The organism is Pannonibacter indicus (assembly GCF_001418225.1).
Lineage (GTDB): Bacteria > Pseudomonadota > Alphaproteobacteria > Rhizobiales > Stappiaceae > Pannonibacter > Pannonibacter indicus.
Genome location: NZ_LIPT01000003.1, coordinates 368,373 through 393,480, shown reverse-complemented (window position 1 = coordinate 393,480; position 25,108 = coordinate 368,373). Strand labels below are relative to the sequence as shown.

The 25,108-nt window shown below is 63.8% G+C and carries 21 protein-coding genes, 2 tRNA genes and 2 riboswitches; of the genes, 12 read left to right on the top strand and 11 right to left on the bottom strand.

Going from position 1 to position 25,108, the window contains the following annotated elements:
• Window positions 1-5: 5 nt before the first annotated feature.
• The 4 genes from ASC48_RS07625 to ASC48_RS07610 form a co-directional block, all read right to left on the bottom strand.
• Window positions 6-509, bottom strand: a complete 504-nt coding sequence (locus ASC48_RS07625; protein WP_055455136.1) for an OsmC family protein — start codon at window positions 507-509, stop codon at window positions 6-8.
• 3 nt (window positions 510-512) lie between these two features.
• Entirely contained in the window at window positions 513-884 is a 372-nt protein-coding gene (gcvH, locus tag ASC48_RS07620) for a glycine cleavage system protein GcvH (protein ID WP_055455135.1), read from the bottom strand.
• Between the two features lie 42 nt (window positions 885-926).
• Window positions 927-2,093: a glycine cleavage system aminomethyltransferase GcvT gene (gene gcvT, locus ASC48_RS07615; protein ID WP_055455134.1), complete on the bottom strand. Its 1,167-nt coding sequence runs from the start codon at window positions 2,091-2,093 to the stop codon at window positions 927-929.
• Window positions 2,094-2,151: 58 nt separating this feature from the next.
• A riboswitch (glycine riboswitch) is annotated at window positions 2,152-2,259 on the bottom strand.
• A 3-nt stretch (window positions 2,260-2,262) separates the two neighbouring features.
• A riboswitch (glycine riboswitch) is annotated at window positions 2,263-2,376 on the bottom strand.
• A gap of 180 nt (window positions 2,377-2,556) precedes the next feature.
• A complete protein-coding gene (locus tag ASC48_RS07610; RefSeq protein WP_055455133.1) occupies window positions 2,557-3,195 on the bottom strand; it encodes a hypothetical protein in 639 nt (212 codons plus the stop codon).
• 196 nt (window positions 3,196-3,391) lie between these two features.
• Between ASC48_RS07610 and ispH the strand changes: the two genes are divergently transcribed.
• Genes ispH through ASC48_RS07590 form a run of 4 tightly spaced genes read left to right on the top strand, consistent with a single transcriptional unit; the run spans window position 3,392 to window position 6,854 of the window.
• Window positions 3,392-4,387, top strand: a complete 996-nt coding sequence (gene ispH, locus ASC48_RS07605) for a 4-hydroxy-3-methylbut-2-enyl diphosphate reductase (protein WP_055455132.1) — start codon at window positions 3,392-3,394, stop codon at window positions 4,385-4,387.
• A gap of 6 nt (window positions 4,388-4,393) precedes the next feature.
• Window positions 4,394-5,359: a homoserine kinase gene (locus ASC48_RS07600; RefSeq protein ID WP_055455131.1), complete on the top strand. Its 966-nt coding sequence runs from the start codon at window positions 4,394-4,396 to the stop codon at window positions 5,357-5,359.
• The gene (rnhA, locus tag ASC48_RS07595) at window positions 5,356-5,832 is read left to right on the top strand and encodes a ribonuclease HI (protein WP_055455130.1); all 477 of its coding nucleotides are present in this window, start codon (window positions 5,356-5,358) and stop codon (window positions 5,830-5,832) included. The genes ASC48_RS07600 and rnhA overlap by 4 nt, the downstream gene beginning before the upstream one ends.
• Entirely contained in the window at window positions 5,829-6,854 is a 1,026-nt protein-coding gene (locus tag ASC48_RS07590) for a diacylglycerol/lipid kinase family protein (RefSeq protein ID WP_055455129.1), read from the top strand. The genes rnhA and ASC48_RS07590 overlap by 4 nt, the downstream gene beginning before the upstream one ends.
• 255 nt (window positions 6,855-7,109) lie before the next feature.
• Here ASC48_RS07590 and ASC48_RS07585 read toward each other — a convergent pair whose 3' ends face one another.
• From ASC48_RS07585 to ASC48_RS07565, 5 genes are all read right to left on the bottom strand, one after another.
• Window positions 7,110-9,983, bottom strand: a complete 2,874-nt coding sequence (locus tag ASC48_RS07585) for an EAL domain-containing protein (protein WP_409841046.1) — start codon at window positions 9,981-9,983, stop codon at window positions 7,110-7,112.
• Window positions 9,984-10,041: 58 nt separating this feature from the next.
• A complete protein-coding gene (locus ASC48_RS07580; RefSeq protein ID WP_072242555.1) occupies window positions 10,042-10,680 on the bottom strand; it encodes a GNAT family N-acetyltransferase in 639 nt (212 codons plus the stop codon).
• Window positions 10,681-10,706: 26 nt separating this feature from the next.
• On the bottom strand, window positions 10,707-11,993 hold the full coding sequence (locus ASC48_RS07575; protein WP_055455127.1) for a M16 family metallopeptidase: 1,287 nt from the start codon (window positions 11,991-11,993) through the stop codon (window positions 10,707-10,709).
• Window positions 11,994-12,220: 227 nt separating this feature from the next.
• On the bottom strand, window positions 12,221-13,627 hold the full coding sequence (thrC, locus tag ASC48_RS07570; protein ID WP_055455126.1) for a threonine synthase: 1,407 nt from the start codon (window positions 13,625-13,627) through the stop codon (window positions 12,221-12,223).
• Between the two features lie 200 nt (window positions 13,628-13,827).
• Window positions 13,828-14,424 (bottom strand): YqgE/AlgH family protein, encoded by a 597-nt coding sequence (locus ASC48_RS07565; RefSeq protein ID WP_244270017.1) that lies wholly within the window; start codon window positions 14,422-14,424, stop codon window positions 13,828-13,830.
• A gap of 172 nt (window positions 14,425-14,596) precedes the next feature.
• Here ASC48_RS07565 and ASC48_RS07560 point away from each other — a divergent pair, with 172 nt between their 5' ends.
• Together ASC48_RS07560 and ASC48_RS07555 are read left to right on the top strand one after the other, a co-directional pair.
• Window positions 14,597-15,505 carry a protein-disulfide reductase DsbD domain-containing protein gene (locus ASC48_RS07560; RefSeq protein WP_055455124.1) on the top strand — a complete coding sequence of 303 codons (909 nt, stop codon included), beginning with the start codon at window positions 14,597-14,599 and terminating at the stop codon, window positions 15,503-15,505.
• Between the two features lie 144 nt (window positions 15,506-15,649).
• A complete protein-coding gene (locus ASC48_RS07555) occupies window positions 15,650-16,135 on the top strand; it encodes a peroxiredoxin (RefSeq protein WP_055455123.1) in 486 nt (161 codons plus the stop codon).
• 208 nt (window positions 16,136-16,343) lie between these two features.
• On the opposite strand, the gene ASC48_RS07550 is transcribed toward ASC48_RS07555, so the two are convergent.
• Window positions 16,344-16,420, bottom strand: a tRNA-Pro gene (locus ASC48_RS07550).
• A gap of 313 nt (window positions 16,421-16,733) precedes the next feature.
• Here ASC48_RS07550 and ASC48_RS07545 point away from each other — a divergent pair.
• The 3 genes from ASC48_RS07545 to ASC48_RS07535 all read left to right on the top strand — a co-directional run bounded on the left by ASC48_RS07545 (window position 16,734) and on the right by ASC48_RS07535 (window position 18,400).
• Window positions 16,734-16,808: transfer RNA gene (locus ASC48_RS07545), tRNA-Gln, on the top strand.
• 246 nt (window positions 16,809-17,054) lie between these two features.
• Window positions 17,055-17,318, top strand: coding sequence for a spike base protein, RCAP_Rcc01079 family (locus ASC48_RS07540; protein WP_055455122.1), 264 nt, complete (start codon window positions 17,055-17,057; stop codon window positions 17,316-17,318).
• Window positions 17,315-18,400, top strand: coding sequence for a hypothetical protein (locus tag ASC48_RS07535; protein ID WP_055455121.1), 1,086 nt, complete (start codon window positions 17,315-17,317; stop codon window positions 18,398-18,400). The genes ASC48_RS07540 and ASC48_RS07535 overlap by 4 nt, the downstream gene beginning before the upstream one ends.
• Window positions 18,401-18,573: 173 nt before the next feature.
• On the opposite strand, the gene galE is transcribed toward ASC48_RS07535, so the two are convergent.
• Complete coding sequence (galE, locus tag ASC48_RS07530) at window positions 18,574-19,578, bottom strand: UDP-glucose 4-epimerase GalE (protein WP_072242564.1); 1,005 nt, start codon at window positions 19,576-19,578, stop codon at window positions 18,574-18,576.
• A 956-nt stretch (window positions 19,579-20,534) separates the two neighbouring features.
• Here galE and ASC48_RS07525 point away from each other — a divergent pair.
• From ASC48_RS07525 to ASC48_RS07515, 3 genes are all read left to right on the top strand, one after another.
• Window positions 20,535-22,481 carry a tetratricopeptide repeat protein gene (locus ASC48_RS07525; protein ID WP_055455120.1) on the top strand — a complete coding sequence of 649 codons (1,947 nt, stop codon included), beginning with the start codon at window positions 20,535-20,537 and terminating at the stop codon, window positions 22,479-22,481.
• 591 nt (window positions 22,482-23,072) lie between these two features.
• The gene (locus ASC48_RS07520) at window positions 23,073-24,416 is read left to right on the top strand and encodes a phage major capsid protein (protein WP_197717579.1); all 1,344 of its coding nucleotides are present in this window, start codon (window positions 23,073-23,075) and stop codon (window positions 24,414-24,416) included.
• Between the two features lie 324 nt (window positions 24,417-24,740).
• Window positions 24,741-24,962: a hypothetical protein gene (locus ASC48_RS07515; RefSeq protein WP_055455119.1), complete on the top strand. Its 222-nt coding sequence runs from the start codon at window positions 24,741-24,743 to the stop codon at window positions 24,960-24,962.
• Window positions 24,963-25,108 lie beyond the last annotated feature (146 nt).

The following is a 25,108-nucleotide window of genomic DNA, read 5'->3' as shown; positions in this document are numbered from 1 at the left end:
CGGGTTTACGTCCCTTCATGCGGTTGCGGAGCAACGAGGCGCACCGGGCCGGGCGCCACGACGATTTCACATTTCACCGAGTTGGCGATGAAGCACATCTCATGCGCCTTCTCGTGCAGTTCGGCGAGCCGGGCCGGGTCTGGCTGGCTGTCCGCGATGATGGCCATCACGGGGCGCAGGGTGACACGGGTGATGCCCATGCGCCCCGGCGCAGTGCGGCTCATTTCCGCCTCTGCCCTGTCCTCGTAGGCCTCGATCAGCAGCCCGTCACGGCGGGCCAGATCAAGGAAGGTCATCATGTGGCAGGAGGAGATGGCGGCCGCGAAGGCCTCTTCCGGATCCACGGCTTCGGGCACCGAATGGGGCAGCGGCACGACGGTGGGCGAGGCAGAGGCTGGCACCTCCACACCGCCGTCAAAGCGCCAGGTATGGCCGCGGGAGTAGCGTCCAGTGCGGAACTCACCCTCGCGGCGCCAGATCACTTCGGCGGTGTAAAGATGGCCGGGCATGGATCAGAGCGTTTCCACGTAGGCCTTGTAGGCCGCCTCGTCCATCAGCTCTGCCAGCTCGCCCTCGTTGGAGATACGCAGCTTCATGAACCAGGCCGCCCCTTCCGGATCTTCGTTCACCAAGGCCGGGCTGTCCGTGAGGGCATTGTTGACCTCGGTTACCTCACCGCTGACCGGGGCATAGACCTCGCTGGCGGCCTTCACCGATTCCACCACGGCGGCGTCATCGCCCTGCGAGACGGTGCGGCCAACATCCGGCAGTTCCACATAGACCACATCGCCAAGCTGGCTCTGGGCATAGGTGGTGATGCCGACGGTGGCGATGCCACCGGACACGGCAACCCATTCATGATCCTTGGAGTAATAGGTCGTCATTCTCTGGTCTCCAGACTGGATGATCTTCTGTTTCTGAACGGTTCACACCTTGGCGGCGCGCACGTAACGGTGCTCCACGAAAGGCATCGTGGTGACGGTGGCTTCCAGCTCCTTGCCGCGCACGATGAGTGCGAGCTTCGTGCCTGGGGCGGAATGGGCAGCGGCAACATAGCCCATGGCGATGGGCTGGCCGAGGGTCGGGGCAAAGCCGCCGGAGGTGACGGTGCCGATGGCCTCGCTGCCGCCGGGCACGCGGATTTCCGCGCCCTCACGTGCTGGCGCACGGCCTTCCAGCTTCAGGCCGACGCGCTTGCGGGCCGGACCTGCGGCGAGTTCGCCCTGAACACGGGCGGCGCCGGGGAAGCCGCCTTCGTCGCGGCGGCGCTTCTGCAGGATGAAGGTGATGCCGGCCTCAACCGGCGAGGTGGTCTCATCAAGATCATGGCCATAAAGGCACAGCCCGGCTTCAAGGCGCAGGCTGTCGCGCGCGCCAAGACCAATCGGCTTCACCCGCTCATCCGCCAGCAGCGCCTTGACGATGGCTTCCGCAGCGTCTGCGGGGACGGACATTTCCACCCCGTCCTCGCCGGTATAACCGGAGCGCGACACGTGGCAGCGAATACCGTCGAAGTCCATCCAGGCCGCACTCATGAAGCCGAGGTCCGCCGCCTCCGGCGCATGCTGGGCAACAGCGGCAACAGCTTCCGGCCCCTGCACGGCGATCAGCGCGCGGTCCTCGATGATTTCAAGGCGGACACCTTCGGGAAGCGCGGCATCGATCAGCGGATAGTCCACATCCTTGCGCGAGGCATTGACCACCAGGAACAGGCGGCCATCGTCTTCTTCAGCCACCGGGCGGGTGACCATCAGGTCATCAACAATGCCGCCTTCTGCGTTGAGCAGAACCGTGTAGCGCTGCTTGCCGCGGCCCAGTTCCACCATGTTGGAGGGCACAAGAGCCTCCAGCGCACGGGCGGTGGTGGCGTGGTCCGGGCCGATGAGCCAGGCCTGGCCCATATGGGACACGTCGAACAGTCCGGCAGCGGCGCGGGTGTGGAGATGTTCGGCCAGGATACCGGCAGGATATTGCACGGGCATCTCATAGCCCGCGAAAGGCACCATGCGGGCGCCAAGCGCCACATGCAGGTCATGAAGGGGGGTACGCTTCAGGTCCGCCTCAGGGGCGGCCGCAGAATCAGTCGTGGCCATCAAGGGTCCTCGTCGTCAGTGGCGCAAGGACAGACCTGTGACGGCCCATCCGCACCCCCTCTGTCCGAGTACCTGAGAGATTTCCCGCCCGGCGCACGGAGGCAGCCGGAAGGTTACTCCTTCGGTGAGGCCTCACGCATCAGCATGCGAGGCCTGCTTTCCAGAGCGTCAAAGCGAAGCGGTCCTTTTGCCTGAGAGTTTCCGGGGCGGTTGCTCCTTCGGCGCTGTCTCAGATCCCTGCATTGCTGCAGGGCACCTCTCCAGCCTCTCCCGCTGTCGCCTTTTTGAACCGGCGGCACCTGCCAGATGAAATGCCGGCACCACCGTTCCGCCCACCTGTCACGACCCAGATGAGCAGTGTGATTGTCTATTCCCGCCCTGCCCTTGTCAATATCCGCCATCCTGAGACGGATAGGTATTCCCATCCCGTTTGATGGCAAGGGTTAAGAACGTCTGCAATGCCTCAGCGGCGCTTCGTCCGCTGCGGTGCGCCTTCGTCAAAGCCGAAGACGATCTTGAGCGAGGCATCGCGCGGCACCACGAAGGAGTCTTCGACCAGCGACCAGGTTATGGCCGGAGCCCCTGCCGCCGCCGTCACGGACACGGACAGAAGCTGAGAAACCACCGGGGCGGCGTCCGAAACGCCCTGCGGGATAATGGCAACGCGCACCGGCAGCTTGATTTCACCGCCCGGCCAGGCGGGCCCCGGCGTCACGCGCCCGGCAAGGCCGACCTTGATGCGGGTCTGGTCGCCTTCGCGGCGGCATTCGCGGGCCCAGTCTTCAAGATTGGCCTGATAGAGCAGCGCCCGTGCGTCATGCTCCTTGCCGCGCTCATATTTGGTGATGAGGAACGTGTCCGACTGCAACTCGATCGGCGGGCAGTAGGGCTGCTTTTCGAAGGCCTGCGGGTCCACCTGGATCGGCCCCTGCCCGCCGCTGACGATCTTCTGCGTCAGGCTGGGGCCTGCCGGCGCACCGCCCGTATCAGCGGAATCACCGCCGCCGAATGACATGCAGCCGGAAAGGAGTCCCGCCAGCGCGGCAAAGGTGGCCACGCGGCCTGCGGCAGAACGGGCGGAAATGCGTTCGACTTGCAGCATTCAGAAGTTCCACTTCACTCGAAACCTGTTCGCCGGTCTATAACAGGCCATATCCGTTTTGGCGAGACGCAGCCTGCCTCTATGGATTCACGGCGCAGAATGCAGGGCTTGCCCGGCAGCAATGCGCATGCTTCCCCTTGACATGCCATGGGGTGATCACTCTATTGCCCCCATGAGCCACGCTCAAGGACCTGACATGACCGGCAATCATGGCGCTCTTCCGGCGCTGGACGTGAAATTGTGTGCACCGCGCGGCTTCTGCGCAGGGGTGGACCGTGCCATCCAGATCGTCGAACTGGCGCTGGAGAAGTTCGGACGTCCGGTCTATGTGCGCCACGAGATCGTGCATAACCGGTTTGTGGTTGACGGGCTGAAGGCCAAGGGCGCCGTTTTCGTCGAGGAGCTTGACGAGATCCCGGCAGACCAGCGCGGCCGCCCGGTGATCTTCTCCGCCCATGGCGTGCCGAAATCCGTGCCGGAAGATGCGCGCGGGCGGAACATGTTCTTCCTCGACGCCACCTGCCCGCTCGTGTCCAAGGTGCACAAGGAAGCCGAGATCCACGACCGGCGCGACCGCGAGATCCTGCTGATCGGCCACGCCGGCCACCCGGAAGTGATCGGCACCATGGGACAGCTGCCGGAGGGCACGGTGTTCCTGATCGAGACGGAAGAGGATGCGCGCAACTATCAGCCGCGCACCGGCCGTCAGCTTGCCTTCATCACCCAGACAACCCTTTCGGTGGATGACACCAAGGGCATTGTCGAGGTGCTGAAGCAGCGCTTTCCCGATATCGTCGCCCCGCACAAGGAAGACATCTGCTACGCCACGACCAACCGTCAGGATGCGGTGAAGGTAGTGGCGCCGCAGGTGGATGCAATGATCGTGGTGGGCGCGCCCAACTCGTCCAACTCGCAGCGCCTGCGCGAAGTGGCAGAGCGTGCCGGATGCCGCAAGGCCGTTCTGGTGCAGCGGGCCTCGGACATCGACTGGACCGATTTCGAGAGCATTTCCAGCCTCGGCCTGACGGCAGGCGCCTCTGCCCCCGAAACGCTGGTCGAGGAAATCATCGCCGCCTTTGCAGAGCGCTTCACCGTAACGGTGAACGAGGTGCGCACGGCGGAAGAAACCATCGCCTTCAACCTGCCGCGCGAGCTTCGCACCATGGCAGACGTTCCCAGCGCAGCCGAGTAGCCCCCAATGGCCGTTTATACCGAAGTTGCCGACGAAGACCTTGCCGCCTTTGTCGCCCGATACGGCATTGGCCGTCTCCTGTCCTACAAGGGCATCGCCGAGGGCGTGGAGAACTCCAACTTTCTGGTGCGCACGGATCAGGCCAATTTCATCCTCACCCTCTATGAAAAGCGGGTGAACCCGGACGATCTGCCCTTCTTCCTCAACCTGATGCAGCATCTGGCGAAGAAGGGCATCAACTGCCCGCAGCCGCTGGTGGCAGAAGACGGCACCATGCTGGGCACTCTGTCGGGCCGCCCCGCTGCCATGGTTACCTTCCTGGAAGGCATGTGGGTGCGCCGCCCGCGCCTTGAGCATTGCGCCGCCCTTGGCGAGGCGCTTGCCCGGCTGCATCTGGCCGGCGCCGATTTCCCGATGAAGCGGCACAATGCGCTGGATGTCAGCGGCTGGCGCCCCCTCTTCAACCGCTCGGGGGAGCGCGCCGATACAGTGGTGCCAGGCCTTGCCGAAGAGCTTGCCGGCGAACTCGACTATCTGGAAGCCAACTGGCCCAAAGACCTGCCGGGCGGAGTGATCCATGCGGATCTCTTCCCCGACAACGTGTTCTTCCTTGGCAGCGAGTTGTCCGGCCTCATCGACTTCTACTTCGCCTGCACCGACAGCTTTGCCTATGACGCGGTCATCTGCATCAACGCCTGGTGCTTCGAGGCCGACGGCGCCTTCAATGTCACCAAGGCGCGTGCCTTCCTTAATGGCTACCGAAAGATCCGCCCCTTCACGCGGCAAGAATTCGCGGCCCTGCCCCTGCTGGCGCGCGGCGCATCCATCCGCTTCCTGCTGACGCGGCTTTACGACTGGCTCAACGTGCCTCCCGGCGCGCTGGTGACGCCGAAGGACCCCACCGAATATCTGCGCAAGCTGCGCTTCCACCGGGGCGCCATCTCCGCTCATGATTACGGGCTGGACGCATGAGCGAGGACGCAAAGGTCGTCATCTACACGGACGGTGCCTGCTCGGGAAATCCGGGACCGGGCGGCTGGGGCGCGATCCTGCGTTTCGGCCCGCACGAGAAAGAGCTCAACGGCGGCGAAGCGGAAACCACCAACAACCGCATGGAGCTGACGGCGGCCATCGAGGCTTTGAGGGCCCTCAAGCGCCCCTGCTCCGTCGATCTGTACACCGACAGCGTTTATGTGCGTGATGGCATCACCAAATGGCTGTTCAACTGGAAGCGCAATGACTGGCGCACGGCAGACAAGAAGCCGGTGAAGAATGCCGACCTCTGGCAGGCTCTCGACGCCGCGCAGCGCCAGCATCAGATTTCCTGGCACTGGGTGAAAGGTCACGCCGGACACCCGGAGAATGAACGGGCCGACGAACTGGCCCGGCTCGGCATGAAGCCCTTTCAGAAAGGCCGCAATGCAGCTGGAGGCAGCAACGGATGAAGCCCCTGCGCAAGGCAGATTTCATGGCGGGAGATGACAGCTCCGGGCCGGAAGAGACTCGGGCCGCCGCTCATTCACAGGAAGGCGGATCCGGCGCGCATGACAGCGCCGCCGCCCTTGCCCGCAGCGTGTTGATCCTCGCCAATCCCGTTTCCGGCGGCTACCGCCCGCGCCTTTTGCAGGACATTGCCGCAAGGCTTGAATCACAGGGCTGCACGGTGACCATCCGCCTGACACGCCGGGCCGGAGAAATTGGTGAGATCTGCGCCGATCCGGCCCTGCGGACCGGCATTCTGGCGGTGGCCGGCGGCGATGGATCGGTCAATGAGGCAATCCGCGGCTTTCAGCAGAACACGGCAGCGGCCGCTCCCGAACTGGCGGTCATTCCCTGCGGTACCGCCAATGTTCTGGCCGCCGAATTGAAGCTTCCGCGCAGCGCCGAAGGCATCGCCCGCATGATGCTGCAACGGCGCAGTGTGCCGCTGCATTACGGCCTCGCCAATGGCCGTCCATTCGTGCTGATGGCCTCTGCCGGGTTTGATGCGGAAGTCGTTCACGCGGTGCCGCTGGCGCTGAAGCGCCGCCTCGGCAAGCTCGCCTATGTGCTCACGGCGCTCGACATCGCCTTCTCGCGCCATGGGGAAGACCTCTTCGTGCGGATCGGCGATGAGCCGGAGAACGGCGACCATGCGGGCCGGACGCTGACCTGCCGCCTCGCCGTCGTCACCAAGGCCCGCCACTATGGCGGTCCTTTCGTCATCTGCCCGGATGGCGGCGTGACAAGGCCCGGCCTGCATCTTCTGGCGCTGGAAAAGGACACGCCGCTGGCCGCCTTGCGCTTCGGCCTTGCACTGCTGACAGGCCGCCTGCACAAGACGAAGGGTGCCACGCTGGTGCCGGTGAACAGCCTCACCCTCACCAGCCGCCGCGCCGTGCCCGCCCAGATCGACGGCGATCCCTTCGGCGTCACGCCGCTGACCCTGACGGACGGCAACCGTCCGCTGGCCCTGCTGGTGGGGTGACGCTTACTGGAAAAGCGTTCCGAGCCTGGCCAGCCAGTTCAGCACAAACTCCAGGTTAAACCTCTCCGTCGTCGTCCCGGACGCAGCGAAGCGGAGATCCGGGACCGGTGAGTCTCGGCTTATGCTTTGGATTTCATGTGATTAAGCTGCACCCCGGCTCTCCGGTCCCGGATCGCGCGGGGCGCGTCCGGATGACGATGGAGAGATCGGAGCGTCGCCTGCACCCGGGCGCGAAAAACCGCCGTTTCTGCTGCCTCAAGCCTCGTGCTGCTCACGCAGATACACGGTGGCCTCTTCTGCGGTCATGGCTTCGCCGAAGAAATAGCCCTGCGCATATTCGCAGCCGAGCTGGAACAGTTCGAGCGCATCGGACTCGCTTTCCGCCCCTTCCGCGACGATGGACATGCCCAGATCATGGCCGAGGGCGATGATGGAACGCAGGATGACAGGGCGGGCCGACTGGCCGTTGTGCCGCACGAAGGACTGGTCGATCTTGATCGTGTCGAAGGGGAAGCGCTGCAGATAGGCCAGCGAGGAATAGCCCGTGCCGAAATCATCCAGCGACAGCCCTGCCCCTAGACCGCGCAGGCGCTCCAGCACCTTGGCGGCATATTCCGGGTTGGACATGACCATGGATTCGGTCAGCTCCAGCTTCAGCGTGCCCGGAACAATGCGCGAGCGCGACAGGATGGCCTTCACTTCGTTGATGAGGTCATGACGCAGCAGCTGGCGGGAGGAGATGTTGACCGAGAGGAACAGCGGCACCGGCGTGCGGATCTTGTCCTGCCATTCGGCCAGCTGGCGCGCGCCCTTGTCGAGCACATAGACGCCCAGTTCGTTGATCAGACCGGACTGTTCGGCAATCGGAATGAACTCGCTCGGAGCAATCGGCCCGCGCTTGGCATGTTTCCAGCGGGACAGAACCTCGAACCCGGCGACGGACTGATCCGAAAGGCGCACGATGGGCTGGAAATGGACGGCGAGTTCGCCTTCCTTGATCGCCTTGCGCAGGTCGCCTTCCAGATCGATGACATTGCGGCCCAGCGGGCGCAGGATCGGGCGGAAGACCTCCTGACGGTCGCCGCCGAGGCGCTTGGCGTGGTTCAGCGCGATTTCCGCATCCGTCACCAGCTCTTCCGCCGTCTGGCGCCCGCCTTCGAACAGGGCAAAACCGATGGAGCAGGTGAGGAAGACTTCGCGGTCGCCATAGGTCACGGGCGCGCGCACGGCCTTGCGGAAGGCGTCGGCCACCTGAGCAATGCGTCCGGCCTCCTGCTCCGACAGCAGGATCATGCCATACTGGTCGCCGTTGAGCCGGGCGAGGGAATCCTGCGGCTGCAGCATGCGGTCGAGGCGGCGGGCGATGGTCAGCAGGATCGAATCCCCTGCCGACAGGCCGATGCCGTCATTCACCTGCTTGAACCGGTCGAGATTAAGCAGAAGCACCGTCGGCTTGGCGATGCTGCTGTCCGCCTTGCAGCGGGCAAGAGCTGCCTCCAGCCGGTCCATGAACAGTTCGCGGTTGGCAAGGCCCGTCAGGTTGTCATGCACAGCATCATGCAGCAGCCGCTCTTCGGCGGTCTTCTGCTCGGTGATGTCCAGCAGCGTGCCGACGCAGCGGATGACTTCGGCATCCGAGCCCAGAATGGGGCGGGCACGCAGGCGGAACCAGCGGAAATGGCCATCCTCGGAGCGCAGGCGGAAATCCTGCTGCACCTTGCCGCGCCGCTGATCCACCACTGCATCCAGCGTGGCGCGGAAGCGGTCTCGGTCCTGCGGGTGCAGCACGTCCAGCCAGTCACGTGCCGGGCCATCCAGCGTGCCATGGCGAAGGTTCAGCAAATCCTCGACTTCGTGGCCGGTGTAGATGCGGTCACGGTCGATATCCCAGTCCCAGATGATGTCCCCTGCCCCGGTGAGGGCCAGAGCGCGCCGCTCCACATCCGAAATCAGGCCCTGAACGATGGCGCCGCCTGCAAAGGCGTGCTGCATCACCGTGAAGCCGATCAGCAGAACGATCAGGACCAGTCCGCCGCCCAGCGCCGGCTGGACGATGTCGTTGTTGAGCACCCCCAGGACGGTCATCGCCGAGCCAATGAGCCAGACGATCAGCAGAAACCAGGTGGGGATCAGCATGATCGCCCGGTCATAGCCCTGAAGCGCCAGAACCAGAACCGTGGCAAAACCGGCAAAGCCGATAAAGCCGAGCGACAGACGCGCGATGCCGGCCGCAATCGAGGGGTCCCATACCGCGACGCCCAGGAGCCCCAGCAGCAGGCTGAGCGTGCCCAGCGCGAGGTGACTGTAGCGGATGTGCCAGCGGTTCAGGTTGAGATAGGCATAGAGAAAGATGATCAGGCTGGCCGCCAGCATCACTTCGGCGCTCGCCCGGTAGAGCTGGTCTTCGCCCTGTGTGAGGTTGAACACCCGGCTCCAGAAGCCGAAGTCAATGCACAGATAGGCCAGAACCGCCCAGGCCAGCGAGGCCGTTGCCGGGAACATCACCGTGCCCTTGACCACGAACAGAATGGTCAGGAACAGCGCCAGCAAACCGGAAATGCCGAGAATGATACCGCGGTACAGCGTGTAAGCGTTGACCGTTTCCTTGTAGGCATCGGGCTCCCACAGGCGGATCTGCGGCAGCTCGGGCGTGCGCAGTTCGGCCACATAGGTGACGATGGCGCCCGGATCGAGCGTGATCAGGAAGACATCGGCCTCAAGGCTTTTCTGCCGCTCCGGGGCAATGCCCTGGCTGGGCGTGATCGAAGCCACACGGGAAGTGCCCAGATCCGGCCAGATCATGCGTGAACCGGCGAGCTGATAGAACGGCGCGACGATGAGCCGGTCGACCTGCTCATCGGAGGTGTTGGTCAGCGAGAAAACCGCCCAGTTGGTGTTCTGCCCGTCACGCGAGGCCACTTCGATGCGCCGGACGATGCCATCGGCACCGGGCGCGGTGGAGACCTGCAGGCGTGGTCCGGCATCGCGGTAAAGATCGATTGCGCCGGTGAGTTCCAGCGCCTCCACATCCAGCGGCACCGGGATCGGCTCAAGCGCAAGGGCGCGGCCTGCGAACAGGGTCGCAGTCAGCAACAGCAATACGGCAGCCAGGAACCGGAGAAATGTCACCGGCAGTTGAAGCGGAGTGGCGAGCATGGCTCGAACAGTTAAAGGGTTGTCGGCCATGTCACAAGATTTCTTTCGAGGCGCCACTGGTCCATTGTGGAGAGGCGGCCGCAGCGGCCGGCACCGGATCATCGGCAAGGCGCGCGAAGAGGATATGGTCCTGCCACTGACCGTTGATATTGAGGTAGCGGCGCGCATAACCTTCGCGTATGAACCCGTTCTTGCGTAGAAGCTGGATCGACGGCCCGTTGCTGGGAAGGCAGGCCGCCTCGATCCGGTGCAGGCGCAACACATCGAAACAGAATGGCGCGATCAAGGCGACCGCGCTGGACATGTAACCTTTTCCAGCGTGCCGTGCGCCCATCCAGTAGCCGAGCGAGCAGCATTGGGCGACACCGCGCCGGATATTGGACAAGGTCGCCCCGCCCAGAAGCGTTCCATCCTGTGAAAAGAGGAAGAAGGGATAGCTGCGCCCCTCCTTGCGGTCATTGGCATAACGGCGAAGGCGGCGGCGGAAGGCGGGCTTGGTCAGATCATCCACCGGCCACAGCGGCTCCCAAGGGGTCAGAAAGCTGCGGCTTTCTTCCCGCAGCACAGACCACTGCGGGAAATCCGCCATCAGGGGCGGGCGCAGATAGAAGCCCTGCCCCCGCAATGTGGGCTCTGTCTCCGACGCTCCGAAGGACAGAAGCAAGGCCACCTGACGCCCCCTTATCCCGGCCCGGTTCAGGCGAAGGCACGCCGCGGCATGGGGCCGCTGAGGCGCAGCTGCACCTCGTCCAGTGTCATCATCTTGCCGATGGGGCCAAGGCCCGTCAGCGTCGGCCGGCTGGAGGTGAAGATGTCCGATGCCACACGGCGCACACTCTCGGCGGTCACCGCATTGATGCGCTGCGACACTTCCTCAAGGCTCAGCGTACGGCCATGGATCAGCATTTGCCGGGCGATCTGGCCGGCGCGGGCGGCCGGGCTTTCCAGTGCCATCATCAGTCCGGCGCGGATCTGCGCACGGGCACGGGCCACCTCATCCTCGGAAATGTCGCTGCCTGCGCGCTCCAGTTCGCCCAGGATCACCGGCATCAGCTCTTCGAGGTTTTCCTCGCCCGTCGCGGCATGCAGGCCGAAAAGGCCCGTGTCGTTGAAGGCCCAGTGGAAGGCATAGATCGCGTAGCACAGGCCGCGCGTTTCCCGCACTTCCTGAAAGAGGCGCGAGGACATGCCACCGCCCAGCACCGAGGCCAGGATCTGCGACGCATAATAATCCGGCGAGGCATAGGACTGGCCCTTGAAGCCCAGCAGGATCTGCGCCTCCATCAGCTCCTTTTCCAGACGGCCCTCACCACCGGCATAGGTGGCTTCGCCCACAGGCGCCGCCGGTTCGGCGCTGAAGCTGGAGAACTGATCCTCCGCAATACGCACCAGCTCGTCGTGATCCACGGCCCCTGCCGCCGAAAGAACCATGTCCGGCGCCCGGTAGCGGTTGGCCAGATACTGGGTCAGCGAATCCCGGTCGAAGCTCATCAGGGTTTCGGGCGTGCCAAGGATCGGCCGGCCCAGCGGCTGCCCCGGCCAGGCGGTGGACTGGAACAGGTCAAAGGCCTGATCGTCCGGGCTGTCGAGCGAGGCACCGATTTCCTGCAGGATCACATGCTGCTCGCGCGCCAGCTCTTCCGCATCGAAGACCGAGTTCTTGAGGATATCGGCCAGAAGATTAGCCGCCAGCGGCACATCCTCGGCCAGCACGCGGGCATAGTAATTGGTGTGTTCGACGCTGGTGGAGGCATTCAGCTCGCCGCCGACAGCCTCGATTTCTTCAGCAATCTGGCGGGCGCTGCGGGTGGCGGTGCCCTTGAAGGCCATGTGCTCCAGCAGATGGGTGATGCCATTCTGCTCTGGTGCCTCCGCCCGTGACCCGGTCCTCACCCACACCCCGAGCGCCGCAGTCCTGAGGCTCGGCATCCGGTCCGTGATGACGGTCAGCCCATTGGCCAACCGGGTCGTCCTTACTTCCATGCGGTCCTCCCGGCCTCACAGGGGAGCGGGCGGCGTGTCACGCCTGCCCTCGTTTCAGCCCTCCTGCCCTCAGGCATTCCGGCGCTCCGGCTGCGGCACTACTGTTTCACGGCTTGCGGGCCTTTGCCAGCCCTTGTCATTGTTGTGACACATAGCCTAGGGCACGGCCAGATGGCAGCTCAAGCAGAAAGGGGCGCAAGCATTCTGCCCCCCTCCCCGCGTCAGTTTCAGGCCGCACCCTTCACGGCGCGGGCATTTGCCTCGACATGGCGCTCGATGGCGCCAAGATCCGCCGGCAGCACGCTCTGGCGCTCCGGTGCGGTCATCATCGGCTCCAGCTGTTCGGGGAGCGCCGGATAGACACCGCTGGCGGCCTTGACGGCGGCGGGGAACTTGGCCGGATGGGCCGTGCCCAGCACAACCATCGGCGCTTCGCCCGCCCCCAGCTCTTCCGCCACATGCACGCCGATGGCGGTATGCGGGTCGAGCAGGTAGCCGGTTTCCGCATGGGTGCGGGCGATGGTGGCAGCCGTCTGATCCTCGCCGCAGCGCCCGGCTGCGAAGAGCTTGCGCATCTCTGCGAGCGGGCCATCAGAGATGGTGAAGCTGCCAGACTGGGAAAGGCTGCCCATCATGGCCTTCACGGCGGCGCCATCGCGGCCATGCATTTCCGCCAGAAGCCGCTCGAAGTTCGACGAGATCTGAATGTCCATGGACGGGGAGATGGTCGCCGAGACGCCGCGCATCTCGTAGCGGCCCGTTTCCAGCGTGCGCACCAGAATGTCGTTGCGGTTGGTGGCGATCACCAGCCTGTCCACCGGCAGGCCCATGCGCATGGCTGCATAGCCTGCAAAGATATCGCCGAAATTGCCGGTCGGCACAGTGAAAGACACCGGGCGGTGCGGTGCGCCAACGGCAACGCCTGCCACGAAGTAGTAGACGATCTGCGCCAGAATGCGCGCCCAGTTGATGGAGTTCACACCCGACAGGCCCACCCTGTCGCGGAACTCGAAATGGTTGAACATGCCCTTCACGATGGCCTGGCAATCATCGAAATTGCCTTCCACCGCCAGTGCATGAACATTGGCTTCCGTGGGCGTCGTCATCTGGCGGCGCTGCACGCCGGACACGCGGCCTTCGGGAAAGAGGATGAACACATCCGTGCGCTCACGGCCGCGGAAGGCCTCGATGGCCGCACCGCCCGTGTCGCCGGACGTGGCGCCAACGATGGTGGCGCGCTGGTTGCGCTCGCTCAGCACATGGTCCATCAGCCGGCCCAGCAGCTGCATGGCCACATCCTTGAAGGCCAGCGTCGGGCCGTGGAACAGCTCCAGCACGAAGCGGTTCGGCGCGATCTGCACCAGCGGCGTCACCGCCGGATGGCGGAACGTAGCATAGGCCTCGTCGATCATGCGCTTGAGATCGGCGTCATTGATGGTGCCGCCGGTGAAGGGGCGGATCACCTCGAAGGCGGCGTCCTGATAGGACTTGCCGGCAAAGCCTGCGATGGTTTTGGCGTCAAACTGCGGCCAGGTCTCGGGCAGGTAAAGCCCGCCGTCACGGGCAAGACCCTGAAGAAGAACATCTGCGAAATCGAGAACAGGTGCGTCACCACGCGTACTGACATATCTCACCGCGCCGGATCCCTTTATGTCTGGCTACAGTCCTGCGCCCTGGCCAATTTGCGGCGGGCGCAGTCAACAGGCGTTTGATCTTCGGCGGGACGGGCGTCCCGGGACCATGACCCATAAGACAGTTTGCCAAGGCGCGCAAACTGCATTTGAGAACACCTGCCCGCCCGGTTCAGCATGGCTTGCAGGTGCCCCGCCCCGCATCAGGCATGGCCTGAGTCGCTGGAGAGCATGGAAGGATCAACACCGATCTGCCACAAGGCTCTCTGCCACTTGGTGCCGATTTCGGCGTCAAACAGGATCGACGGATCGGCCGGGCCGGTCAGCCAGCCGTTGGACTGGATCTCCTGCTCCAGCTGGCCGGGCGCCCAGCCGGCATAGCCAAGCGCCAGCATGGCCTGCGACGGTCCGCGCCCCTCGGCCAGAGCCTTCAGAATGTCCATCGTTGCCGTCAGGCAGATGCCATCCTGAATGGGCAAGGTGGAGCTTTCCAGCTGGAAGTCATCGGAATGAAGCACAAAGCCGCGTTCGGTTTCCACCGGGCCGCCGCGATAGACACTCATTCCACGCAGCGCGTTAGGCAGGCGGATCGACTGGCCTTCCGGCACGATGTTGAGCTGCACCAGAAGATCAGCCACGGACAAGCTGTTGGATGGCTGATTGATGATCAGCCCCATCGCCCCATCAGAAGAGTGAGCACAGAGATAGATGACAGTGTGGGCAAACCGGCTGTCAGGCATGTTCGGCATGGCAATCAGAAACTGCCCGTCGAGCCAGCCTGTGTCCGAACCTTGTGTCATGCAGCCTCCCTTTTGCATCGCACCCCCGCAGAGATTACCTGCTGCCAGGCGATTTGTTAACTTGCTTCACGCTGGGGCGGGTTGCAATTTTTGCTGCGTTCACAGAGTTATGAGCATTCCCCGGCCACAGAAGGGGAGGACGCCGCGCAGGCTTTGCGCTATCACCTATCGCATGTCTTCACGTCAGCCCCACGATCAGACGGCAACGCCCCTTCGCTCTGCAGCACAGCGCCTTGCAGCGGCCTGCTCCGCCCTGCTGCTGGCCGGAACATCGCCCGCCGATGCCGTCATTACCGAGTGGCAGGTTGTTGAGGGCGGTGCCGTGCGGCTGGTGGTGGCCGGCAAGGCGCCCGATGGCAGCTACGAGGCCGGCCTTGAAATCGCCCTGGACCCGGAGTGGCACACTTACTGGCGCTATCCGGGCGAAACCGGCATTCCGCCAGAACTCAGCTTCGAGGGAAGCACGAATCTGGCGGATGGAAGCCTCTCCTTTCCGGCGCCGGAGCGCTATGACGATGGCTTCAGCCAGTCCATTGTCTATACGGACAGCGTTCTGCTGCCCCTCCGCCTGACGCCCGAAGCGGCAGACACGCCGCTCAAGCTGCAGGCCAATGCCTTCTTCGGCGTCTGCAACAAGATCTGTGTGCCCGCTGAAGCGCGTTTCACGCTGGATCTGGCCGCTGACCCGCAGCCGGACCGCATTGCCGCACGGCTCATCAGCACGGCCCGGGCTGCCCTGCCTGTTGCCATGCAGGAGACCGAAGGCCCGCGCCTTGTCGGCTTCAGTTTCCGGGAAGGCAAAAGCGCGCTGAAACTCGACATCACCGCAGATGTGGGAGACGCCACTTCGGCCGATCTCTTTGCCGAAGGCGCAGCAGAAGCCACCACCGGCCTGCCCAAACCGGGCGCGCGGGACGGCAGCAAAGTCCGCTGGAGCCTGTCGCTCAAGGGCTTGAGCGGGCCGGAAGAGGCCCTGCCCCTGCACCTCGTGCTGGTGACGGACGGACGGGCGGTGGAGGCTACCTACGAGATCGACAGCAGGACCCGCAGCATCCGGCGGACGGACGGCCCGGCGCAGTAGCATCCGGCCCGGCGGCACGCCTCCTTCCGCTGAATAGGGCTCGACGGCGCCGCCATATGACCCTATGTCGAAGGGCGGACCGCCCTTGCGTGCAACGCCTGCGGCAGTCCTGGAGCGTTTTTCTTTGGACGTGGAGAGATCCGGATGAGCATCAAGATTGGCGACCGTCTGCCGGACGGCGTTTTCAAGGTCATCGGCGGCGACGGCCCGGTGGAGATGAAGGCCAGCGACATCTTCAACGGCAAGACCGTTGTCCTGTTCGGTGTGCCGGGCGCCTTCACCCCGACCTGCCACATGAATCACCTGCCGGGCTTCGTCGAGCATTTCGATGCCTTCAAGGCCAAGGGCGTGGACACCATCGCCGTGGTTTCCGTGAATGACATGTTCGTCATGGATGCCTGGAAGAAGGCCACCAGCGCCGGCGACAAGATCCTTTTCCTCGCCGATGGCAGCGCGTCCTACGTGAAGGAACTGGGCCTTGAGCTGGACGCCTCAGGTTTCGGCATGGGCATCCGCTCCAAGCGCTTCGCCCTCATCGCCAAGGACGGCGTTGTCACCGCCCTCAACGTGGAAGACGCCCCCGGCCAGGCCACCGTTTCCGGTGCCGCCGCGATGCTGGAAGCGCTCTGATCCAGTTGGGGAAACCGGAACGGGAACACATAAGGCCGGAGGCGCATGTCTCCGGCTTTTTCTTTGTGGGTGAGTCATTTTCCCCTGAGCGCACACCGGTCTCCGGGGCGGCGCAGAATGTGCGGCTTTATCCGGAATTGCGGCACAAACGGCATGACCGTTCCGCCAAAGGGCGGCTATCTATTTGGTTTTGCGGAAGAAAACTGGATGGTCGGAGTGGAGTGATTCGAACACTCGACCCCCTCGTCCCGAACGAGGTGCGCTACCAGGCTGCGCTACACTCCGATCCAGTCGAGCACCGGGAGACCCGGGCCGGGAACCGCCGGGGCGCTGCCCCGTCGATGTGGCGGGTATTAGCACCGCTTTTTTGACCCCGCAAGCCCCCTCTCGCACATCGGCAAAGAAAGTTTGCCAGTGCTCCACAATCGGCCCTCCGGCAGTGGATAAGTCCCTGCACCGCCTCTCCTGTTTCACGAAATGCGGCCCTGCGCATCATGTGGATGTGTAGAAGGTGTTTGACTGGAAGGCTTGCGCCCGCGCCGGGCTTGAGGCATACAGCGCGCCTGAGGCGCGGTCACACACCGCTTGTTCCTCATTCTGGGGCGTCGCCAAGTGGTAAGGCATCGGTTTTTGGTACCGACATTCGGAGGTTCGAATCCTCCCGCCCCAGCCATCCCTCTTCGCTAATTTTGCCGAAGCCCGCCGGAAGACGGCGTCTACAAGCACCTGAAAATCATCGCAAATCCTGGTCACACTGTTCCGGCCAGACTCAAATCCCTGCCCCGCTCCGCCCCACCGCCTGCCTGATTGCACTGCGCTGCCTGCCAGCGTCACGCTGCCGGCGGCTTATCCCCGCCTCCCGCGGCAGCCCTATTCTGTCCTCCTCGCAGGCGCGGCCTGCTGCAAGGAGACAGATACGATGACGGACCGCTTCGACAGCCATGGCGCCGGCCTGACAGCCCCCGCCAGTCACGGTTTTTCCATTACCCCCAGCGACAGCGCCGCCTTGAGCGAAGTGGTGCGCGCAATCTATGTGGGCACGGGCGGCTCGCTCGCCCTGACCCTGCGCAGCGGCGCGGCAATCACCCTCACCAACGTGCCCGATGGCAGCCTGCTGCCGCTGCGCACCACGGCGGTGAAAGCCACCGGCACCACCGCCTCCGGCCTGGTTGGCCTGCTGTGAGCGCCGCCGTTCCCTCGCTCGCGGCGCCCAGCCTCTGTCTGGGGCCGGTGCTGGGTCTTGGCCTTGCGGCCCCGATGCAGGGCGGCGGCTGGTGGCCGCGCGGGGCGCATTATGCCGCCGACTTCCGCAAGCACCGCTATATGACAGGCGGGCGCAGCATCACACCGGCCGCCGCCTTCAGCCTGACGCGCGCCGGCGAAGCCCTCGCCCCTGACAGTACCGGCAGCTATCAGGGTTTTGCCGCCCATGTGCCTGCCCGCACGGACCTTGGCCTGTTTCTCTCTCCGGTGGTCAGCAATGCCATCGCGGACAGCACCGGAACCGGGGCAAGCCTTTCCACCACCGATACATTGAACGGACTGCCCGGCAGCTGGGGGCAATCCCGGGTGGATGGCTCCACCATCCGGGCCCGGATTACCGCCAAAGGCAGCTTTGGCGGCCTGCCTTACGTGGATGTCCGCTTCTGGGGCAATTCCACTGCCACGGACCTGCAGCTTTACTTTTCCAATGCCGAAGACCAGCACCTCGGCATCACAGCGGGGAGCAGCGCGGCAGTTCTCAGCAACCTGAACCTGGTGCTTGCGGCCGGCAGCCTCGGCAACGTCACCTGCCGCTTGCGCCTGACAGAACTGGCCGCAGGCAACATCTATCTCACAAAGCAACTCGAAACCGTCGTCCCGTCCGCCGCCGCCCTGGAGCTTGCGCACTTCAGCAAGAGCTGGACGGTCCAGAACAGCGGGACGTCGCGCCTCAGATTCGGGCTGGAACTGACCCTTTCCGGCGCTTTCGACCTGACCTTGCGGATCGCCGGTGCGCATCTGGAGCTTTCGCCCGCTGCGAACCTGTCCGCGCGGGGGCTGGCCGCCCCGGTGCCGACGCGCGGGAGCCCTGTCCTGCGGCCGGCGGATACGCTCACCCTGCATCTGCCGCAAGGCACCAGCAATGTGACGCTGGCTGCCGCATCCGGTGCAACGCTGTCATTGGACACAAGCGCCGCCACAGCCGCAGGCCCGGCCGGCCTGTCCGTGCCGGAAAGCCCGTTTGGCGCAGCACCTCTGGTGACGGCTGTGGGCTGGCGGTGACCCGGCCTGTGGCGGCAGCGGCCCGTTTATACCACCTCCCGGTGAGCCCGGCTCACCGGGAGGTGCTCAAGCCCCTGCGGCGCATGAGCCATTTCAAGCGTGATGCCTCAGCATCGAAAGCCTTGGCATAATGCGCCAGCACCGGAAGCCTGATGCGGTCCCGCCGCCTCCCGTCACCCCTCTTGTACCGAATTGACCCGGCGAGCCTTCAGCGTCTCCTCCCAGGCGAAAGCATGGCGGACGATCAGCTCGAGATCATTGTATTTCGGCTGCCAGCCCAGTTCCTGCCGGGCGCGGGCGCTGTCCGCCACCACCTTTGGCGAATCGCCCGCCCGGCGCGGGGCTTCCTCCACCTTGAAATCTATGCCCGAAACGGCTTTCACCGTTTCAATGACCTGGCGCACGGAATAGCCCTCGCCATAGCCGCAGTTCATCACCGCGCTGGCCCCGCCTTCGCGCAGGCGCAAAAGCGCCAGCCGGTGCGCCTCCACAAGATCGCTCACATGGATATAGTCGCGCACCGCCGTGCCATCCACGGTGTCATAATCGCTGCCGAACAGGCTCATCTGCGGCCGCTGGCCAAGTGCCGTCTCGCAGGCCACCTTGATGAGATGGGTTGCTTGCGGCGTGCTCTGCCCCGTCGCGCCCTCCGGATCAGCCCCGGCCACATTGAAATAGCGCAGCGCCGTGTATCGGAAGTCATGCGCGGCGCTGACATCCTTCAGCATCAGCTCCGTCATCAGCTTGGACATGCCATAGGGCGACAGCGGCACCAGCGGCGCATCCTCCGGCACCGGCACGCTGAGCGGATCGCCATAGACGGCGGCCGTGGAGGAAAAGATGAACTTGTCCACCCCGGCCGTGACGCAGGCCTCGATGAGGCTGCGCGAGGCGGAGGTGTTGTTGCGGTAATATTTCAGCGGATCGGAGACCGACTCCGGCACGATGACGGATCCGGCGAAATGGATCACCGCCTCGATGCCATGATCCGCCAGCAGGCGGCCCACCAGCGCGGCATCGGCCACATCGCCCACCACCAGCTGTGCCTCAGCAGGCAGCGCCCAGCCGAAGCCGGTGGTGAGATTGTCGAGCACAACAACCTTCTCCCCCGCCCGCACCAGGCAATGGGCCATGTGGCTGCCGATATAGCCGGCGCCGCCGGTGATGAGTGTCGTCATGGCAAATGTCTTTCCTTCGAAACGAAGCCTGCACCGGCGGCAGCCCGCCACCGCAAACATGGCAGCTTTGCCCCATGCGGCAGCAGACTGCAAGCGCGGCTTCAGCAGATCCATCCAGCCCGCCGGCCAGCACACAGACCAGCTCACAGGCCAGTCCGCCGGCCGATTTCGTTTCCGGCAAGCGCATGTTTTTCTTCGGGAAAGCAGCTCCGCAGACATCAGGTTGCGGCAATTGCATTGCTCGCCCGTATTCGCGTGACCGGTTTCAACGCCCTCCGGGCGGCGGAGGCCGCAGCCAGCGGACAGTCCCCCGTCTGACGATGCCCCGTCTTCTGGAAATCCGCTCCTGGCCTGCAGGGTCATGGGCCCGTGGCATCCGGTCAGGACGGGTATGACGCCGTTCAATATCAAGGCGCCGCAATGCTGCCGCATGACGCCCCGAAAATACGCGGATGCCGCTCAGGCTGTACCGGATCCCGATGCGTCAAGCTTATCGGGAGCTGGCATCACCTGCCCGCCCCGGCAACAAACCGTAAGACTTGCTGTTTTATTTATCACCCGGCACGAACATTGACGCGGTAAAAAATCCCAACAAATAAAGCGCGAACACTATATTCGGGAAACGCACAGAAATACATAAACAGCCGTCAAATCAAATGACAAAGGTTGACATGTCTGTTTAAAATTTTAATGATCACGATCATTTTCATACATGATTTTCGCCTGCATTCCGGAGGCAATTTGCCATGCCAATACAATACCTGAACCTTGATCTAAATCTTGACCTAAAGAGTGGAAAGACCAGTTCTTTTTGGCGCTGCGCCGCTCTGCCCCGTTTCGGCAGGATGGCCGCTGCCTATCTTTTGCTCTCGTCAGCAATAGTCCTGCCGGGAGTCTCTGACAGTTACGCACAGACCGCGCCGGAGACGCCGAGCATACAGGACCTGCGCGAGATCGTGCGGCAGGGCACGGACGAAGCCGCTCTACAGACCGCAGTACAGCACCTGGAAGACGCGGCCTCGGCGGACGACAAGGATGCCCTCCACGCCCTTGGTGATCTCTATTCGCGCGGCGGCCTGGTGCCGGTGGATGGCGCCAGGGCCGTTGACTATCTGACCCGCGCCGCCGAAGCCGGAAATGCCTCCAGCTATGTCCGCCTGGGCGAAATTTACCGGGACGGCATTGGCGTGGACAAGGATCAGGCCAGGGCAGCCGCCTTCTTCAAATCGGCCGCAGACAATGGCAATGCCGCCGGCAGGCGCGCCTATGCCCGTGCCCTCATCAGTGGCGAGGGCGTTGCAGCCAATCCGGAAGAGGGCCTTGCCCTGCTGACAGAAGTCGCAGAGACCGGTGACCGCGGGGCGCTTCACAATCTGGGTGACCTTTATTCGCGCGGCGGCCCCATTCCGGTGGATGGGGCCAGGGCCGTTGACTATCTGACCCGTGCCGCAGAAGCCGGAAATGCCGCCAGTTCTCTCCGTCTGGGGGAAATTTACCGGGACGGCATTGGCGTGGACAAGGATCGGGCCAGGGCAGCCGCCTTTTTCAAGTCCGCCGCAGACAACGGCAATACCGGTGGCAAGCGTGCTTATGCTCTAGCTCTCATCAACGGCGAGGGCGTTGAAGCCAGCCCGGAAGAGGGCCTTGCCCTGCTGAGCGAAGTGGCGGAGACCGGCGACCGCTGGGCGCTTCACACCCTGGGCGATCTTTATTCGCGCGGCGGCCCCATTCCGGTGGATGGCGCCAGGGCCGTTGACTACCTGACCCAGGCCGCCGAAGCCGGAAACGCCGCCAGCTCTCTCCGCCTTGGGGAAATCTACCGCGACGGCATCGGCGTGCCGGCCGATGCGGCGAAGGCGCTGGCCGCCTTCGAGGCGGCCCAGTCGGCCGGTGCATCAAACGCAGCACTCCGGCTGGCCGAGGCCGCGCTTTGGGGCCAGGGCGAGCCGCAGGACACGGAGAAGGGCATCAGCCTGCTGCGGGAGCAGGCCGAGGCCGGAAATGCCTCCGCGATGCTGGCCCTCGCGGATGTGCTGCTGCGCGGCGAACTCGTTGCGGCAGACAGAGGCGAAGGAATCCGGCTGCTTGAAGAGGCCGCAGCACAGGGCAATGCCACGGCCCTGCTGCGCCTTGGCAATGCCTACCGGACCGGCCAGTTGGCCGGGCAGAACCCGGGCAAGGCCCTCTCCCACCTGGAGCGCGCAGCAGCGGAAGGCAATAGCACCGCGCTGCTTGATCTTGCCCGGGGGCATATGGACGGCCAGTTCGGCCGCCAGTCGAGCCAGGCAAAGGCCGCGGCCTATCTGAAGGAAGCGGAGGCGCGGAACATTCCGGCCGCCGCCGTGCTGGCCGCCGAGTGGATGCTGCGCGGCAAGGGCACCAGGGCCAATCCTGCCGGTGCGCTGGCCAGGCTGGAAAAAGCGGCAGCTTCCGGCAACGCGGATGCGGCGCGGCGGCTCGTCAGCCTCCACCGCAGCGGAACCGGCAAACTGCTGAAGCCGAATCCGGCCAAGGCGCGGGCCGCACTGGCCGCCCATGCCGCCCTCTTGGGGCCGAATTTTGTGGCGCGCGAGGAACTGATGATCCGCGGCGTTGCGGCCAGTTCCCGCGCCGATTTTACGGCGCTGGCCGAGGCTTTCAGGCAGGCCCCGCAGCAGACGCGCCTCAACCTGCTCATCACTTTGCGCTGGTCCAATGCCAATGCCTTTGTCTATCTCGTGCAGGACGAGATGCAGGCACGCGGGCTGTACAAGGGGCCGCTCAACGGCCTGCTCACCCGGGACACCATCCGCGCCATCAGCGCGCTGTGTGATGCAGGCCCTTCCGGCGAGCGCTGCCGCCAGGGGCCGCTGACCGGTGACGCCGCCCGGCTCATCGCCGTCCGCCTCGCCGCCGGCGCCTGATACCAACTCCCGATGCGCCTCACCGCATCGGGAGCAGTTCAACCCGTGTACCGCTTCAGCAAGTTCAAGGCGTGATGCTTCGGCACCTCAGCGCTGGGGTCGGAGCCTTGATATGAGACAAGACCCCGGTGAGCCCGTCTCACCGGGGTCTTGTGTTCCCGCGCACAGCGCCTGAGCCTCGCGGGGCTGATGCCTCCCCGATCCAGAACCCCGGGACGGGCGCAAATGAGGCAAGCGCAGATAAGGCAAGGGCACGTGAGACTGAGGCAAGTGGCCACCACTGAAAGGTGCATACCAGCACTTACCAACGCCCTTACCAATTGAGCCCACCGTAACCCGCTGAATTCAGGAACAAAAAAATAACCCTTGAAAACTTATCCTCACTCCCCGGACCTGTAGGAATATCTTCCTGTTGTTGCTGAGTGGTTGCAAGCAGCGGCGCCCTGCCAGGCAATGGCGGGACGCCAGCGGCCAAGACATCGACCCGATGAGTTTCGACCATCGGCAGCAAGGCAACCGGATGCGGCGCGGGGCTTCTTCAGGGCGGGCGGCGCCTCCATCACAAGGAACACAGAAGAGGAAGGCGCAGACATGGAAGACCGGATCGAAAGCAGCATGGACAGCATGCAATCGGCAGATCTTTACGGTGCAAACTTCAAGGAGGGCAGCTTTCTGGCGCCCCGTGCCGGGCTTGAATACAAGGCCTATGGCATCGAGCCGCGGCAGCATCAGGAAACGGCTGTAACCGCTGCGCTGGAGCAGCAGTTCGAGGAACACCTGCGCGTGTTTGAGGATTTCAAGGCGGTGAATGACGAGCGCCTGCGCGAGATCACCACGCAGAAGGGGGCGGACCCGCTGACCGAGCAAAAGCTCATGCGGATCGAGAACCGCCTTGACGAGATGACCCGCAACCTGCTGCGGGCACAGCGGCCCCATCTTGGGCAGGATCTGCCTCAGGGGCCGAACGAGCAGAAGTCAGCCTTTGACACCTATATCCGCAAGGGCAAGACGGACGGCTTCGACAGCCTGGAAATCAAGGGGCTTTCGGTGGGGTCGGAAGCCGATGGCGGCTTCATCGTGCATCCGGAAATGGACGAACAGTTGCACACGTCGCTGAAGGCCGAGTCCCCTATCCGCTCGATTGCCTCGGTGATGACCATTTCCACGGCGGTTTACAAGCGCCCCTTTTCCATCTCCGGGCCGGGCACCGGCTGGGTGGCGGAAACAGCAGAGCGCCCGGCCACCAGCACACCGCAGATTGCAGAACTCTCCTTCCCGGCCATGGAGCTTTATGCCATGCCGGTGACGACCAAGCAGTTGCTGGATGATGCCATCATCGATGTGGAAAGCTGGCTGGTGCAGGAACTGGCCGATGCCTTCAGCGCACAGGAGACGGAGGCCTTCATCTCCGGCAGCGGCAGCGCCAGCCCGCGCGGCATTCTCTCCTATCCGCAGCAGGTGAGCAGCACGCCTGCCTTCGGCAGCGTCGGCACCAGCCTGACCGGGACCGCCGGAGGCTTCGATGCGAAGAACGGGGCCGATAGCTTGATCGAGCTAGTCCACGCCCTGCCCGCCCGCTACCGCAAGAACGGTGGTTTCCTGATGAACCGGATGACCTTGAGCGCAGTGCGGCGATTGAAGACCGGGGATGGCAGCTACCTGTTCCAGACCAGCATTGCAGACGGGTTCCGCATGTCGCTGATGGGCTTTCCCATCACCGAATGCGACGAGATGCCCGTGATCAGCGCCGGCAGCAGCTCCATTGCCTTTGGCGACTTTCGGCGAGCCTACCTGATCGTGGACCGCCAAGGCGTGCAGATCCTGCGTGACCCCTATTCCGCCAAGCCCTATATCCTGTTCTATGCAACCAAGCGCGTCGGCGGCGGCATCTCCGACTTCAATGCCCTTCGCCTGCTGAAATTTGCGGCAAGCTGACGAAGCGCATCAACCCAAGCGCCGATCCAGCCTGCTTACCGTTAGGCTGGATCGGATTGGTCGGCGTTAATCTTAATCAAACGTTAAGCGGCTAGCAGCTGTCACCGTCTCTGCTCCGAATTGAAACTGACATTAAAATCAGTTAGTAATGCGCGAAGTGACGTACTTGTAGATCTGAAAACTAGATCTTGGGACACTTTGGATATTTGAGAAGGCACAGTCGGCTATTTACGGTCTGCTTTTTGGGCCGCACGGAGCCGACATAGGTCATTGGCATGATAATTGCTTGAGCTTCAACTCAATTCGCTTGTTCAGGAATTTGACATGAATATTGCTTTAACCGGCATTGGTTACGACGCCTCACACCTTCCGACTGACGCGCTCATTCGCACTGAGAACGCTCGCAACCAAGAGGGCCAGCAGCGCCTGATTGAGGCAACGAACGGCCCAAGCAAACATTGCAAGCAATCCATGAGCGGCGAACTGCGCAGCACTTTCATAGCGCTGAAGGTTCGCACCGGCACGGGCTTGTATATTCCGGTGTGAGACGGGGCTGAACCCCACTCTCATTCAGCAGAACAAGATTCTGATGTTGAGATCCAAAGCTTCAGTGAGCGAAATAGGATCAAGACCACTATCATTACTAGGGGTTGCGCTTATGGAAATACACGAGATCGAGTCAACTACGGCAC

Coding starts and splice junctions, on each gene's coding strand:
- ASC48_RS07625 (WP_055455136.1), bottom strand. CDS start 509: ATGCCCGGCCATCTTTACACCGCCGAAGTGATCTGGCGCCGCGAGGGT.
- gcvH (WP_055455135.1), bottom strand. CDS start 884: ATGACGACCTATTACTCCAAGGATCATGAATGGGTTGCCGTGTCCGGT.
- gcvT (WP_055455134.1), bottom strand. CDS start 2,093: ATGGCCACGACTGATTCTGCGGCCGCCCCTGAGGCGGACCTGAAGCGT.
- ASC48_RS07610 (WP_055455133.1), bottom strand. CDS start 3,195: ATGCTGCAAGTCGAACGCATTTCCGCCCGTTCTGCCGCAGGCCGCGTG.
- ispH (WP_055455132.1), top strand. CDS start 3,392: ATGACCGGCAATCATGGCGCTCTTCCGGCGCTGGACGTGAAATTGTGT.
- ASC48_RS07600 (WP_055455131.1), top strand. CDS start 4,394: ATGGCCGTTTATACCGAAGTTGCCGACGAAGACCTTGCCGCCTTTGTC.
- rnhA (WP_055455130.1), top strand. CDS start 5,356: ATGAGCGAGGACGCAAAGGTCGTCATCTACACGGACGGTGCCTGCTCG.
- ASC48_RS07590 (WP_055455129.1), top strand. CDS start 5,829: ATGAAGCCCCTGCGCAAGGCAGATTTCATGGCGGGAGATGACAGCTCC.
- ASC48_RS07575 (WP_055455127.1), bottom strand. CDS start 11,993: ATGGAAGTAAGGACGACCCGGTTGGCCAATGGGCTGACCGTCATCACG.
- ASC48_RS07565 (WP_244270017.1), bottom strand. CDS start 14,424: ATGACACAAGGTTCGGACACAGGCTGGCTCGACGGGCAGTTTCTGATT.
- ASC48_RS07560 (WP_055455124.1), top strand. CDS start 14,597: ATGTCTTCACGTCAGCCCCACGATCAGACGGCAACGCCCCTTCGCTCT.
- ASC48_RS07555 (WP_055455123.1), top strand. CDS start 15,650: ATGAGCATCAAGATTGGCGACCGTCTGCCGGACGGCGTTTTCAAGGTC.
- ASC48_RS07540 (WP_055455122.1), top strand. CDS start 17,055: ATGACGGACCGCTTCGACAGCCATGGCGCCGGCCTGACAGCCCCCGCC.
- galE (WP_072242564.1), bottom strand. CDS start 19,578: ATGACGACACTCATCACCGGCGGCGCCGGCTATATCGGCAGCCACATG.
- ASC48_RS07520 (WP_197717579.1), top strand. CDS start 23,073: ATGGAAGACCGGATCGAAAGCAGCATGGACAGCATGCAATCGGCAGAT.
- ASC48_RS07515 (WP_055455119.1), top strand. CDS start 24,741: ATGAATATTGCTTTAACCGGCATTGGTTACGACGCCTCACACCTTCCG.